The organism is Streptomyces sp. NPDC054757 (genome assembly GCF_053612185.1).
On record NZ_JBSHBW010000017.1, the window covers coordinates 142,877 to 156,692 of the forward strand.

A 13,816-nucleotide genomic window follows, 5' to 3' on the forward strand; every position below is an offset into this window, starting at 1 on the left:
ATGATCACCCTGCCGAGGGTGATCTCCCCTTCGAGTTACCCGTTCTCTCTGCTGCCTGGCTCCGCTTCGTTAGACAGCTGGCGATCTGCCTTGGCCTGCTCCATCGTCTCGGCAATCGCAGCGAACTCCGAGAGGGCAGCCTGGAGGTCCTCGACGATCTCGGCCGCCAGAACCTCAGGAGCAGGAAGACTGTCAACATCGTCGAGGCTCGGGTCACGCAGCCAGGTGATGTCGAGGTTCGCCTTGTCGCGGGCAACCAGCTCGTCGTAGGTGAACGGCTTGAAGCGCTCGGTCTCGACTCGCTTTGCACGATCCTCGTCCGGCTTGAAGCACTGCACGAAGTCTTCGAGGTGGGACCTCGTGAGCGGGTTCTGCTTCAGAGTGAAGTGCTGGGCCGTGCGGAAGTCGTAAACCCAGAGCTTCTGCGTCCAGGGCTGGTTGGGGCGGGCCGGCTTCCGGTCGAAGAACAGCACGTTGGCCTTGACGCCGCCGGCGTAGAAGATTCCGGTGGGCAGGCGCAGCAGAGTGTGGACGTCGTACTCGTTCAACAGGCGGCGGCGGATGGTCTCGCCAGCGCCTCCCTCGAAGAGCACGTTGTCCGGAACGACGACGGCCGCACGTCCGTGGATCTCCAGGAGCGAGGCAATGTGCTGTACGAAGTTGAGCTGCTTGTTGGTCGTCGTGACCCAGAAGTCGCGCCGTTCGTAGGCGATGGCCTCCCGGGCGGCGGTCCCATCGTCACCGTAGATGGTGATGGACGACTTCTTGCCGAACGGCGGATTGGCGAGGACCAGGCTCGCCCGCTTGTCGGGCGGCGCGGCGAGGGCATCGCGGGAACGGACGAGGGCAGCCTTGGTGGGTTGACCGATGCCGTGCAGGAAGAGGTTCATCGCGGCGAGCCGTGCGGTACCCCGGACCAACTCGGTGCCCCAGATGCCGCCGTCGCTGAGGTGCTGGCGTTGCTCGGGCGTGAGTCGGCTGCCGTACTCGTGGATGAGGTATTCGGCAGCGGCAAGGAGAAATCCGCCCGTTCCACAGGCAGGGTCAGTGATTGTGTCTTCTGGTGTCGGGCGGACGCAGTCGATGATGGCCTGGATTAGCGGTCGCGGAGTGAAATATTGACCCGCGCCCGACTTAATGTCTTCTGCGCCTCGGGCCAGTAGCTCTTCGTACGCGTCACCCTTGATATCAGTCTTCTGGCCTGACCAGTTCTCCTTGTCAATCAGGTCCTTGACCAAGCGCTTTAGTTTTGCGGGGTCGTGGATACGGTTCCGCGCCCCATTAAAGATCAGGTAGAAGGTGGTGTCCCTCCGCTGCTTGCCGAGGTCTTCCAACAGCTCGGTGTACGCAGCTTCGAGTGCGGCGCCGTCATTTTTCAGCAGCTCGGGCCAGCCTCGGTTTTCCCAAATCGGCCCCTCGGGCATGATCTGTTCCCGGAAGGTCGGCGGTCGGGACTGTGCCTCATGCGCCATCTTGAGGAAGACAAGAAGCGTCAGCTGTTCAACGTAGTCGATGGTGGAGACACCATCGTCCCGAAGGACGTGGCAATAGCTCCAGAGCTTGTCGACAAGCCGACGGGCCTCCGTCGTGGTCACGAGGGGATCTCCTGGTCGAAAGTGGTCTGAGTGATCGAGGCAGTAAGGGCGGTTCTAACAGGCGGCGGCGGTGTGTCTGGCGCCTGTGGACCCTTGGGCTCACGCATGGCTGGCGATCCACGCCGCCGCTGGCCCTTGGGCGTACCTTCTGCCTGCCGCTCGACACGAATGCGGGCGAGTACGGCATCCGCGGATTCATCGGAGGGGTCCTGGGGAACCAGACGACCAGTAAAGGCATCACTTAGCAGGGAACGTTGGAGACTGGTGCTGCGATGCTTGCTCGCTACAACCGTGCGACTCAGAAGGTCCCCTTTTTCCTCAATCTCGGACCACCTGGCGCAGATTTCTTTCTGCGTGAGAAGATCTGGAAGCGGGAATTCCACTGCTCCCAGAATCTTCTGGTTTACCTTATGGATCCCCGCAGTGGTGCGCGCTTGGCGTTCGATTTGCTGCCTCACATGCATAGACGACCAGATAATTCGCAGATACTCCGGGTAAATATCTTCCCTTTTCAGACGTGCCCGGATCATGGTGTCAGGATAAGCAACCGGGTCTTCCACTTCCGAAACGAGCGAACCACGCCCAACTAGAGAAACGGATCCATTACCACGAGAAATGAGGAAATCTCCTGGCTTGACGAGGAATGGTTCCGCATCGGTCGCCTCCCAGTCCCCTTCCTTACGCTGCGCAAGATTGGCATACGGGCCAGACAGGGCGGTGAGACGAAGAACCGGGAATCCTCCAGTTCGTGTCGGAACTGATCGACCGTTCGTCAGCCCATCAGCCAAGACATCGCCCAGTCGAACCGAACGATAGCTCAACGTCATTCGACGCAAAGAGGATTGGAGATATCGCTCAATTCTATGCGCGCTATCATAGAGAATTTTTTCAGCTGCATCGACTCGTGACAGTTGCTCCTCAAGAGCAGAGACGATGCGCCGCTGTTCTCCGAGAGGAGGCACCATACACTCAATCTCGGCGATTGCACTTTGCGAGATATTACGCATGGAGTCCTTGGTGCCGGTAGCCCGCCGGGAAATTTGCGATCGAATATATGGCGACGATAGAAGGTGCGCTAGCCAGTCCCTGCTAATGCCGCGGGCAGGAACGATTCGAAGGCTCTTGTCGCTCAACAGGAGGCGGGCTGGGCTTTTGTGAACGATCACCGATGCGCCAACATATGCCGCAGTATTGGCCCTACTCAGGAGAATATCCCCAGCGCGGATCTCGTATTCAGGATTGAAGGGGACGCCATCCGGTACCGCTTTGTTCTCTGCGGCATCAAACTTTCCCCATGTCATTGCGCTAACTTTGATAATGCCCCACTCGCCAGCAGAGGCAGGACGAGGCTCGCACTTATAAGACTTGCCAGCCTCGATCCGAGTGATAATGTCGCCGAGTCGGGCGCGCGCCCACCCTTTCGGCAGATCCGAGGGAATGCCACCCTCACTCACGCACCCAGCTCCCGTCCCATCTCATCCAGTATCTCGGCTCCGCGCTCGGCTCCGAAGTCCCTCAGGAAGCCGTCCACGCCGCCGCGCTCGATGAAGGGTACGTCGCGAAGTTGGTCCGGTTCGATCGCGGCGTCCGTCGCGATCACGTCCACAATCTTGTCGAGCCACCACACCTGGTCCGGAGTGAAGGCTGCGCCCGCCTGTTCCTGCTGGGCCAGCCAAGCTGTGTACCGCTCCTCCACGAGTACCCGGTAGGGGCGGACCTCCTTGTCGAGGCCCAGCTCGTACCGGAGCAACCCGATGAGGTCGACTACGCCGGCCTTGCCCTTCGGTCGCTCGCTCGCCTTCCCGAGCTGGATGTACGCCTCGTAGAGACCCGTCGGAGTCCACTGGAAAGGAGGACGCTCGATACGGCGAGCGAGGTCACGGAGACGGTGGTAGACCTCCTTCGGATCACGTCGTTCGCTGAAGGCGATGTTGAACGCGGCAATTTCGTCCTGGTGCTCTTTGAGGTACTGCTGCCACGAAGTGACCCGGCGCATGGCGAGTTCATCCGCCGTGACACCGTGCACCTCCATCAGGCTGTCCGCGTTCACCTCGTCGATGACGATGTCGTGCGCGCGGCGCATCGACATGAGGCGGGCACGCAGCTCGCTGTTGGAGGCGATCGGCTTCAGAGCTTCGATCATGTCCTGCCGGATCTGCTCAGGGCCGCCAATGCGGCGGGCACGCTCCTGCTGGTCGGGGTCGACCGCGCGTACCAGGCCGCCAACAATCTCCTGCAAGGGCTGGCCGGCGAGTTCTTCGATCTCGCCTCGTTCATCAGAGGTGAGCTGGTGATCCAGTCGGGCAAGGCGCCCTGCCAGGGTAGCGATCTCGTCCTCGGTCATGGCGAGGCCCGCCGTTTTGGCCATGAGTCGTTCCAGCGGGAGCTTTCGCTCCGTGGCCCGATTGAGCGGACGGGCGTCCACACGCGGGGAGTCCGTTACGCCAACCGCGTCCACGATCACGAACCGCTCCTTGACCTTGGCATCCGGAGTCACCGCCTGAAACTCCGCCGGGTCGATTGTCCGAGAACCTCGGCCCTTCATCTGTTCGAAGTAGGCCCAGCTCTTCACATTTCGAAGGAAGAACACACACTCCAGCGGCGGAATGTCTGTACCAGTGGCAATCATGTCGACGGTCACCGCGATGCGCATTTCCGGGCTGTTGCGGAATGCCTTGATCAGTTCTGCCGGTCGCTTAGCGGCGTGAGTGATCTTCCGGCAGAAGTCGTCGGTGCCGTTCTCTCCGAAGACCATTCGGACCATCTGCACGATCTCATCAGCGTGGTTGTCATCAACTGCGAAGATCAGTGTCTTGGGGACGTGAGTACGCGATCGCTGTGTCTCTCCCTCTCCGACCGGTGGGAAGATATCTGTGAAGAGACGGTCGCGGAACGTCTCCAGCACGAGCTTCAACTGCCCCTTGCTGATCACCTGGCGTCCCAGTTGCGACGCCTTCCACTCCAGGTCATCTTCCAGCTCCTGGTAGCGCTCCCGGCGAGTCTTGCGCTCACGCATCGGCACGACGGTCTCCGCAGGGATCGTGCCGCCGTTCTCGCCGAGCTCGGTGCGGATACGGAAGACGTCGAAGTCCACGTTGACCCTGTCGGCGACCGCCTGCTCGTATGGGTACTCGCTGACAAGGTTCTGGAAGAAGAAGCCGAAGGTCTGCGCCACAGGCGTCGCGGTCAATCCGACCAGGTGTGCGTCGAAGTACTCAAGCACCGCGCGCCACTTGCCGTAGATGGAACGGTGGCACTCGTCAACCACGATCAGGTCGAAGGTCTCCGGGGGAAGGTCCGGGTTGTAGGCGACTTCCACCGGCTCCTTTACGAGGTCGTAGCCGTCGAGCTTCTCGTCGTTGTCGTCCGCGCTGGGAACGGGTCGGCCGGTCAGTGCCATCCACAGCCGCTGCACCGTGGAGACCACGACATGGGCCGAGCCAAGAACGGTGTCACCGGCGAGCCGCTGCACCACGTACAGCTCGGTGAACTTGCGGCCGTCGTCCGGGGTGTCGTAGTTCTCATACTCTGTGGCGGCCTGCGTGCCCAGGTTGTTCCGGTCCACCAGGAACAGCACCCGCTTGGCACCCGCATGGTTGAGGAGCCGGTAGCTCTCACTGACTACCGTGTACGTTTTCCCAGCCCCGGTGGCCATCTGGATGAGGGCGCGGGGGTCGTCCTTGGCCAGCGAGCGTTCCAGCCCAGTGATCGCTTTCACCTGGGCGGGGCGGAGCGGGTCCGGGTCGAGGAAGGTCTGAGGAAGTCGACGCAGACGTGCCCGCAGCGTCGGCGCGGCCGGGTCCGCCTCAGCCTCGTCGATCCAGCGGGCGATCGTCTCCGGACGGTGCACGGCGAAGATTTCACGGGTACGCGGAGACGGGTCGAGGGCGTTGTGGAATCGGACGGTGTTGCCGTCCGCCACGTAGCGGAAGGGCAGGCTGGCGCGCCAGGCGCTGAGCTGCTGGCTACGCGTGAGACCGGTGGCGTAACGTGCCGCCTGCTGCATAGCTGCCTCCAGGTCGGCTCCCTCCCGCTTGGCCTCTATGACTCCCACAAGCCGCTGGTCGACGTAGAGGAGGTAGTCGGCCCGGCCGACGGCCGTAGACACCTCCGCCACCGCGACGCCCTGCCCGGCGAAGAGGTTCTTCGAGTTGTCGTCCTGGACGGTCCAGCCCGCCATTTCGAGAACCTTGTCGAGCTCCTTGCGGACCTGAGCTTCGTTCATCGGCGGCCGGGCGGCCTTCTGCGCATGGGAGATGAACTCGTCCCGCTTCGATGCATTGTCCAGCGGCTGGGCCGGCGTGCTGGCCTCCAGTGCAGCGGCGGTGAGCTCGTCGATCTGCTCGCTGAGTTCGGCGACCAGATCGTGGAGCGCAGCACGCTCCCCCTCGGCCTCAGCCAGTTCCGACTCGGCCTGGGCTCGGGCGGCCCGCTCGCGCTCCAGCCTGTCCTGCTTGCCATCGAAGCGGAGCCGCGCCTCTTCCAGTCGCCGGCGATACGCCTCCAGTTCGCCGCGGAGCTGCTCCAGCTCCTGCTGGTCCGCGGCGGTGGTGGGAACAGGGGCAGCGGAAGGCCGGGCCGGAGCCAGGAACACCCGGTGTGTGGTGTCGGCAGGAGTGAGAGAACGATGCAGCCAGTCTCCGAGCCGAAAACACGCCTCCACCGTCTGGAGCGCGGCACGGACGTTCGCGTAGTACTCGTGGACCGCCCGGTTGCCTGTCAACCGGATCTCTTCGAACCAAGCGTGGACCTGCGGCACAATCACACCGTGATCAGCGAGAGCCCTGACCCGGTCAAACTGACTCGTGCTGGACACTCTGACGTTGACCAGTGCGAGCAGATGCCGAGCCATGACCTCGCCGAAAAGTCGACACTTGAACATCGCGGCGTGTGGGTCGGTGTGGACGTATGACTCCGCCGAGCATCCGAGAGTCACCAGCAAGGGTTGGTGGCCAAGAAGGTGGCCGAAGTTGGCGGAACCGGCGGCCAGCCTGGCGACCTTCTCGTCCCTGCCATCCTGCCCCGGATTTGCCGACGGCATCGTCATTTTCTCCCCCAACACCTCATCGCTGTGAGCAAAGCCTTGCAGGCTCTCATGGGAAGAGGGACAGATCAAGCCCTATTGAAGATGGTGGTCAGCATCCCCAGACCGTCCGTCGATCGTCGGCGTTCAACCGAGCTGGGCGACTGCTTCTGTGGCGATCTGCTCGAAGACTGCCTTGCCAGCCGCAAAGTCCGACTCGGGGATCGGCCAGTGGATCACGATCTCGGTGAAGCCGAGCTCCTGATGGCGGCAGGCGAAGTCGACGAAGGCGTCCACGGATTCCAGCGGCCTGTTCCGGTCGGGGGTGAAGCCGTGGAGCAGGATCTTGTCGAGGTCGGCCACGTCTCGGTCGGCCTCGGCGCACGCCTTGCCGAGTCTTTCGATCTGCCCGCGGAGTGCCTTCACCGACTGCTCCGGGGTCCCCTCCTCGTACAGCTTCGGGTCACCGGTCGTCACCCACGCCTGCCCGTACTTCGCTGCGAGCCTCAGGCCGCGTGGGCCCGTCGCCGCCACTGCGAATGGCAGTCGGGGCCGCTGTACGCAGCCGGGAAGGTTGCGGGCCTCCTCAGCCGTGTAGAAGTCGCCCTTCTGTGAGACCGCGCCCTCGGTGAGTAGACGGTCGAGCAGTGGCACGAACTCGCCGAACCGGTCTGCCCGCTCCTTCGGTGTCCACGCCTCCTGGCCGAGCGCGGTGGCGTCGAAGCCGTTGCCGCCGGCGCCGATGCCGAGGGTGACCCGCCCGTCGGAGATGTCGTCGAGCGAGATCAGTTCCTTGGCGAGCGTCACTGGGTGTCTGAAGTTTGGCGACGTGACCAAGGTGCCCAGGCGCAAGCGGTCCGTAGCCGTGGCGGCGGCGGTGAGGGTGGGCAGGGCGCCGAACCACGGGCCGTCGCGGAAGCTGCGCCAGGAGAGGTGGTCGTAGGTGTACGCGGCGTGGAAGCCGAGTTCCTCGGCGCGCTGCCACTTGGCGCGGCCTCCCTCGTGCCAGCGGTCGACAGGAAGGATCACGGTGCTCAGGCGCAGGCTCATGCCGGTGAGCCTACGTCGAGCGCGTTCCTGGTCGCGGCTCGACGTAGGCGAGTCCCCACTGATCAGGCGCGGTGCCGTGCGGCCGCCGGGCCGTCCAGAACAGCGAGACGATTCAGTTCGTGATGGTGGCCGGCCATCCGTAGCGGGAGAAGGACGGGCCGCCATCCCTGTACGCGGCCAGGGCTTGTGCGGCTGTCGGAAACGCGGGCTCGGGGAGGCGTTCGGCCGCGAGCCACTGAACTGCGAGGTGCTTGTCCGGTTCGGCGTTGTTCAGTTCACCGGTCCAGGTGTCGGTGGCGAAGGCGAAGAGCACGAACTGCCCGGACCGGTCCCAGCCCTGCTCGACGTGAACGACGTGGACGAGTGAAAGGTTGGCCGGGTCGACGAGAAGGCCCGTCTCCTCCTTGAGTTCGCGGGCGGCAGCTTCGTCGAGGGGTTCGCCGGGTTCGGCCTTGCCGCCGGGAAGGGTCCAGACCGGTTTCGGGGACCAGCTACGGGCCCCGTAGAGCAGGGATGCGACCGTGTCGGTGTTCTTGTCGTGGACGATCACGCAGACTGCATTGCGACTGTTCATCACACTCTTGCTGCTCACCGTGTCCGCTCCTTGTCGACGTGCTTCGGATTCTTCGGGGTCGTGCGGGCATCCGGGGATGTCGGCTCCCTTTTGGAGCGCGGGCGGCTTCAACGCCCGGATACGAGGTGGCCCGCATCGGTGCGCGAGAACACCAGGTCGGTCATCTCCTCGGGGACCGTGGTGCATCGAACGGGCGGCTGCGGGTGCCGCATGGTCCTGGGATAGGTGGTCGGGTCGTAGTCATTGGTGAGCGTGTACGCATGGAAGCCGTTCTCGCTCAGGATGTCGATGATCCCGGTGGCGCTCTCGCCCTGCTTGGCCAAGAGCCGAAGGGTGACCTCCACGACAAGCTCCGCGTCGTCCGGCAAGTGCGCGAGCGCGGGTAGGAGTCCGCGGACGGCTGCTGCTTCGGCGCCTTCGACGTCGATCTTGATGATCCGAGTGGTAGCGAACTGGGCGCTGCTGATGAGGTCGGCCAGCGGCGCGGTCTGTACGTCGAAGGTCATGTGGGCATGGCGGGGCCGCACGGAGGTGGTGTGGCCGAGGTTGGTGGGGTCCTCCAGGTACAGGGTCTGCCTGCCGTGAGTGTCGGAGACTGCCGATCGGATCGACTGGATGTTGGTGCGGCGATTGGCAGTGATAGTGGCGGTCAGGTCGTCGTGGAACTGCGGGGAGGGTTCTACGGCGATGACGTGGCCATGGGGGCCGACTGCGTGGGAGGCAAGGAGGCTGAAGGCGCCTCGGTGGGCGCCGACGTCGATGAAGGTGTCTCCGGGGCGGAGCCGGTCGCGGAGGAAGGCGCTCAGGTTCGGCTCCCACTCGCCGAAGAGGTACTGGTAGCGCTGGATGACGTCGTTGGTGGTGACGCCGATCTTGTCGCCGGACCGCAGCCTGACGGTGGTGTGGGCGGGGTGGATTCGCAGGTGCTCGTCGAGGAAGTGGCCGACGAGTCGGGCCTTGCCCACCGTTCCGGGGGCGTAGCGGACGTAGGCGCGCAGCGCGCGGGCGAGTACGGAGGCGGACACGAGCGGTTCCTTCGGGTGGTGGTGAGGAGGAACGGAGCCTTGGGCCGGCCGACGGTGGCAAACTGGCCGAGGAGCGCTGGTGGTGTTGGAGGGAGTTGGCGGTGGCCGAGGACACTCCGGTGGTGTTCCTGCTGGTGGGGCTCACCGGCTCGGGGAAGACCACTTATGCCCAGCGGCAGTTGGAGCCGGAGGGTGCAGTGCGGCTGTCGGTGGACGAGGTCGTCCATGAGCGGCACGGTCGGTACGGCGTCGACTACCCGGAGAACACCTACTTCGAGAAGGAGGCTCCGGTCGTCTCCGAGCTGCACGAGCGGCTCGCCGAGCTGGTCGCCGAGGGCCGGGACGTGGTGTGGGACCACGGGCTGTGGCCGCGTAAGGACCGCGACGCGATGAAGGAGCTGGTGGAGGCGGCCGGCGGCCGGTGGCGGCTGCTGTACTTCCCGGTGGAGCGCGAGGAGCTGCTGCGCAGGCTGGCGGAGCGCAATGAGCGGGAAGACGCCAACGCTCTGGTCGTGACCCCGGAGGCGCTGGATGACTTCTTTGCTCGCTTCGAGAAGCCTCAGGACGAGGGCGAGGAGATCGTGGAGCCGGGCTGGCTCTGAGCCGTGTGTGGGCGCCAGATGGCTGTGATCTTGGCGGCTTCGGCGGCCCAGCCGCTCGGCAGTCGATCGAGCGTGACGTGACGGAAGGCCAGACGCGGGTCGGCGACATCGATCCGGCCGTTGTGGCGGTCGATGTGCTGCAACAGGCGGGACGCCTCGCTGCGGACGGCCGGGGTGTGCTCGACCCAGTCACCGGACGTGAACCGGTCGACCCGTCGTCGCAGGTCGTCCAGGACGCCCGAGCGCCACTTGAAGTGGTGTACGCATGCGAGCGTGTCCGGGTCTGGCTTGTGGCCCGGTGCCCGGTGGTTGCCGGATGCAACGGCTACCGAGGAGTGGGCAAGGACGATCTTGCGGGGATCGCCCTTCAGCAGCCGGTGGGTGAGGTGCCCGCCGAGCGGGAAGGACCGGTCCAGTCCGATTTCCGGCCGCCACAGTGCCAGCCGCCCGTCGTTCGTGGCGCGGTCGAGCGTCAGCCCACCGATCACCTTGTGCTTGGCGGCCTCGGCCCAGGCGATCATCTCGTTGAGCGGGGCGGGGTAGGTCTGGAACTCGTCGGAGTCGGCGATCAGGTGCCAGCCGGGCCCCGCCTGCTCGCGCAGGAGGTCGCGGAGCTGGGTGTTGGTGTGCTCGTGCCAGGGTCCGGTGCTGATCCGGGCAGGGACGATGCCGAGGTCGTGGCTAGCCGCGATGAGCTGGTGCCGCCAGGCGTCGTGGATGTGGTCGGGGAAGTGGAAGGCGAGGTGGAACCGCTCGACGCCGAGTCGACGGTAGTGGGCGGTCCAGGCGGCCAGCAGGGCCGGTTCGACCGGGCCGACCACCGCGACCAGGGCGGGAGAGACGGGTGTCTTCATCGGGATTCCTTGGTCAGGTGGGCGTAGGTGTCGGTGAGGAAGGCGGCCTGGTCGGCCGCCGAGCTCATGTCCAGAGCCCCGAGCGCTGACGGGCCTGGGCGGGCGGGAACGTCTGCCGTGAGCTGGTCCAGCGCTTTGGCGAGGGCGTCCGGATCGCCGGCGGCGAAGAGCCGGGTCCACGGTTCCCCGGCGAGGCGGGCGGTCAGCTCGGGGTCGTGCGTGGAAACGATCAGTGGTACGCCGAGGCGGACGGCGTCCATGACCAGCCCGGATTCCTTGCCCACGCCGGACTTCCGGGCGACGAGGGCCGCGTCGGCAGCGGCGTACACCAGCCGCAGGACCTGGTCGCCGACCGGGCCGGGCACGGTGTGCAGGTGGACGTTGGGGAGCTGGTGCCAGCGTGTGAGGACGGCGTCGTCCAGCGGTGTGCCGCACACCAGGACGTGAAGCGGGGCGGTGAGGCGGGCGAGGGCCGTATCGACGGTAGGGATGTCCTTGTACGGCCACCAGCCGCCGACCACGCACACCGCCTTCGCGTCGGCGGGAATCGTGAAGGCGCTACGAGCTCCGTCGCGCTCAGCGTCGGTAAGCGGGCGTCCTTCATCAACCGCGAACGCCCTTACCCCGCCTGGAAGGTGAGGAAAGCCCGGTCCGACCTGGTCACGGACGGCGGCGGTCGGGTACAGCGCGATCACCCGCTTCTCGCCTTTGCGGGCGAGCCGGCCCAGCCACCGGACGGGACGATCTTCGGTGGTGACCGCCTCATGAACGAACCGCAGATGCCGGGTCCCGCCGAGCAGGGCAACGGCACCGTGCAGGGCCTCGCTCGCGCTGAGGATCACCACGGACGAGGCTTGCGGGGCGAGACGGCGTGCGGTGCGAAGGCAGGCGGCCTCGGTCAGGCACCGGGCGAGAAGGGTGACCTGGTGCGGGGACCTGCGGACCGCCTGTGGCCAGCTCCGGGAGGCGAAGACCCGCTGACCGACAGCAGCGACGCGGGCTGCCGCCCGCGCGACGGCGAGAAGGATCCTCGCTGCCGGTCCGGCCGGACCGGCAGCGACTCGGGCTCCCGATCGAACCAGCGGGGCCAGGTCCTCGCTCAGGCCGCCGGGGGCGATGACGAGGCTTCCCGGCCGTACGGCAGCGAGCGCCGCCAGCGTGCGCTGGTGGTGCCCGCCGCCCCGGTGTGCGTTCGGCTCGATCAGCACCAGCGGCCCGGGTGCGGTGTTCATCCGGTGACCGCCTGCTCGCCGTACAGCGTGGTGAAGTGCTGGTTCAGCCACGGCGGGTCGTTGAGAGCCTCGAAGCGCTGAGTGTCTCGGGCAGCAGCCTTGGCGAAGCCGAGTCCGTCACGGGCTCCGGCCGCCGCATAGGCGGCGAATTCGCCATCGCGGCTGGCCGTCCAGGCTGCGATGCGTTCCTGGGCGGAGGCGTCGGTCATGCCGTACTCGCTGCCGCGCGCGAGCATCGCACACTCTCGGAAGCCCGCCTTCCACGCGTGGAACGGGCTCTGGTTGAACCGCGTGACCCCGGCGGTCCGGCGGCAGAACTCGACGCGTCCGGGCAGCGCGGCCAGCACGTCGACGGCTTGGCCCATCTCCCTCAGCGCCGAGCGGCGGATCAGCTTGAGGCCGCCGTAGCCGTAGGTCAGGCCGTTGACCGGGTTGACTGCCTGCCAGACCCGCATCGCCACCCCGTCGGCCAGAGGCTGGACCGCTGCGGTGGGGAACTCGGGGTCGATGGCGAAGTCACCATCGGCGAGGAAGAACTGTTCGGTGTCTACCAGTTCGGCGGTGAGTCGGTAGGCGCGTCGCATCCCGCGGACTCCGTGCAGGCGCTTGACGCTGCCGCCCAGCACCCGGGCGAGGCGGGTGTGCAGGGAGCCGGCCAGTGGCTCGTCGTACGAGAGCTGCACTGCCTCGAAGCCGGTCACTTGATCGCCTCCAGATAACGGGCTGCCACCACGGCAGGCGTGAGGTCGGTGGTGGAGGCATGCGCGCGCTTGGCGTGCACCAGGTAGAACTCGGCGTCCGTGGCGAGGCGCTCGGCGATCTGGACGGCCTGCTCGTCGGTGTCGAACAGCAGCTCGTGGTCGATGTGCTCGGCCAGCCAGCCGGTGCGCGGGCCGACCACCGGCAGGCCCATCGCCTGGCAGTCGATCACCGACATGGACCAGGGGCAGCCCGGACGGAAGGGGGCGATGCCGAAGTGGGTTCCGGCCAGCAGGTTGCGGTAGCGGATGCGGTCGCCACGGTCGGAGGCGATGGTGACGCCGTCCGTGGTCGCCAGCTCCTCCAGGTGCCGTTCGGGGCTGGGGTCAAGGCGGATTCGCTCGGGGCTGCGGGTACCGAACAGGTCCATCACGGTGAGCCGCACCGGGGCATCGGCGACGAGACGCCGGGCGAGCCGGGTGAAGCGGGCGGTGCCGTAGTGCTTGTACAGGCGGTGGTTGTAGATGCCCGAGGCCCTGCCTGCGGGCGGGGTGATGTCGGCCGGGTCGCGTACCAGCCGTACGTCCCTGGGGGCGGGGACGACGTACAGCTTGTCGCCGAGTTCGACGCCGGTACGGGCGGCGGCTGCGGTGGTCCAAGAGGCTGCGGTGGAAGAGTGGACGAGGACGCGATCGCAGGCACCGAGGCCGGCGGCGAAGGCCAGCAGCACGCTGCGGCCCAGGCCCCGGTCGTTCATCGCGGGGTCCAGCTCCAGGACGCCGGTGTCGGTGAAGGAGAACGGCAGGTAGTGGCAGTAGCCCGCGATCAGCGCGTCCACCCCTGCTTCCAGGAGCGCGGCCCGGATCGCGGGTGCGGCCTCGATCTGGTTGGCCACCACGACCTCGGGCCGCCGGTCGCGGATCAGGGCGACCAGGGCGTCCATGCCGGGATCGAAGCGGGCCCGGTACTTGGTGGACGGCGAAGCGGTGAGCGCGAAGTGCACGCGGGCGTCCCCGACCGGGACGGGCGAGGCCACGGTCACCTCTGCCCCGGCGTCGGTCAGGGCCGGCGCGAGCATGTCGGCGAAGGTGTAGCCGGAATCAGCGGCCAGCTGACTGGCGTTGGAGACGTTGAGCAGATACAGCACGCGCATCGCTGAGAC

General features: G+C 66.1%; 11 protein-coding genes. 1 reads left to right on the plus strand and 10 read right to left on the minus strand.

Annotation, left to right across the window (positions count from 1 at the left end):
• Positions 1 to 35: 35 nt before the first annotated feature.
• The 6 genes from ACWGKJ_RS20970 to ACWGKJ_RS20995 form a co-directional block, all read right to left on the minus strand.
• The gene (locus tag ACWGKJ_RS20970; RefSeq protein WP_385017362.1) at positions 36 to 1,595 is read right to left on the minus strand and encodes an HsdM family class I SAM-dependent methyltransferase; all 1,560 of its coding nucleotides are present in this window, start codon (positions 1,593 to 1,595) and stop codon (positions 36 to 38) included.
• Positions 1,592 to 3,049, minus strand: coding sequence for a restriction endonuclease subunit S (locus ACWGKJ_RS20975; protein ID WP_385017365.1), 1,458 nt, complete (start codon positions 3,047 to 3,049; stop codon positions 1,592 to 1,594). The genes ACWGKJ_RS20970 and ACWGKJ_RS20975 overlap by 4 nt, the downstream gene beginning before the upstream one ends.
• Entirely contained in the window at positions 3,046 to 6,642 is a 3,597-nt protein-coding gene (locus tag ACWGKJ_RS20980; RefSeq protein WP_385017368.1) for a DEAD/DEAH box helicase family protein, read from the minus strand. Before ACWGKJ_RS20980 ends, ACWGKJ_RS20975 begins: the two co-directional genes overlap by 4 nt.
• A 123-nt stretch (positions 6,643 to 6,765) precedes the next feature.
• Positions 6,766 to 7,668: an LLM class flavin-dependent oxidoreductase gene (locus ACWGKJ_RS20985; RefSeq protein ID WP_385017371.1), complete on the minus strand. Its 903-nt coding sequence runs from the start codon at positions 7,666 to 7,668 to the stop codon at positions 6,766 to 6,768.
• A gap of 112 nt (positions 7,669 to 7,780) precedes the next feature.
• Positions 7,781 to 8,260: an NUDIX domain-containing protein gene (locus tag ACWGKJ_RS20990; RefSeq protein WP_385017374.1), complete on the minus strand. Its 480-nt coding sequence runs from the start codon at positions 8,258 to 8,260 to the stop codon at positions 7,781 to 7,783.
• A gap of 89 nt (positions 8,261 to 8,349) precedes the next feature.
• Positions 8,350 to 9,267, minus strand: coding sequence for an FkbM family methyltransferase (locus ACWGKJ_RS20995; protein ID WP_385017377.1), 918 nt, complete (start codon positions 9,265 to 9,267; stop codon positions 8,350 to 8,352).
• Positions 9,268 to 9,368: 101 nt separating this feature from the next.
• On the opposite strand from ACWGKJ_RS20995, the gene ACWGKJ_RS21000 reads away from it, so the two are divergent.
• Positions 9,369 to 9,869 (plus strand): AAA family ATPase, encoded by a 501-nt coding sequence (locus tag ACWGKJ_RS21000; RefSeq protein ID WP_385017380.1) that lies wholly within the window; start codon positions 9,369 to 9,371, stop codon positions 9,867 to 9,869.
• Here ACWGKJ_RS21000 and ACWGKJ_RS21005 read toward each other — a convergent pair.
• Genes ACWGKJ_RS21005 through ACWGKJ_RS21020 form a run of 4 tightly spaced genes read right to left on the minus strand, consistent with a single transcriptional unit; the run spans position 9,827 to position 13,807 of the window.
• Positions 9,827 to 10,723, minus strand: coding sequence for a glycosyltransferase family 2 protein (locus tag ACWGKJ_RS21005; RefSeq protein WP_385017383.1), 897 nt, complete (start codon positions 10,721 to 10,723; stop codon positions 9,827 to 9,829). The genes ACWGKJ_RS21000 and ACWGKJ_RS21005 overlap by 43 nt on opposite strands.
• A complete protein-coding gene (locus ACWGKJ_RS21010) occupies positions 10,720 to 11,955 on the minus strand; it encodes a glycosyltransferase (protein WP_453315783.1) in 1,236 nt (411 codons plus the stop codon). Before ACWGKJ_RS21010 ends, ACWGKJ_RS21005 begins: the two co-directional genes overlap by 4 nt.
• On the minus strand, positions 11,952 to 12,656 hold the full coding sequence (locus tag ACWGKJ_RS21015) for a hypothetical protein (protein ID WP_359983812.1): 705 nt from the start codon (positions 12,654 to 12,656) through the stop codon (positions 11,952 to 11,954). Before ACWGKJ_RS21015 ends, ACWGKJ_RS21010 begins: the two co-directional genes overlap by 4 nt.
• Complete coding sequence (locus ACWGKJ_RS21020; protein WP_385017389.1) at positions 12,653 to 13,807, minus strand: glycosyltransferase family protein; 1,155 nt, start codon at positions 13,805 to 13,807, stop codon at positions 12,653 to 12,655. The genes ACWGKJ_RS21015 and ACWGKJ_RS21020 overlap by 4 nt, the downstream gene beginning before the upstream one ends.
• Positions 13,808 to 13,816: the final 9 nt, after the last annotated feature.

What these genes read in the sequence shown, in the direction of transcription:
- ACWGKJ_RS21020 (WP_385017389.1), bottom strand. Translation starts at nt 13,807, where the DNA reads ATGCGCGTGCTGTATCTGCTCAACGTCTCCAACGCCAGTCAGCTGGCC.
- ACWGKJ_RS20985 (WP_385017371.1), bottom strand. Translation starts at nt 7,668, where the DNA reads ATGAGCCTGCGCCTGAGCACCGTGATCCTTCCTGTCGACCGCTGGCAC.
- ACWGKJ_RS21005 (WP_385017383.1), bottom strand. Translation starts at nt 10,723, where the DNA reads ATGAAGACACCCGTCTCTCCCGCCCTGGTCGCGGTGGTCGGCCCGGTC.
- ACWGKJ_RS21010 (WP_453315783.1), bottom strand. Translation starts at nt 11,955, where the DNA reads ATGAACACCGCACCCGGGCCGCTGGTGCTGATCGAGCCGAACGCACAC.
- ACWGKJ_RS20980 (WP_385017368.1), bottom strand. Translation starts at nt 6,642, where the DNA reads ATGACGATGCCGTCGGCAAATCCGGGGCAGGATGGCAGGGACGAGAAG.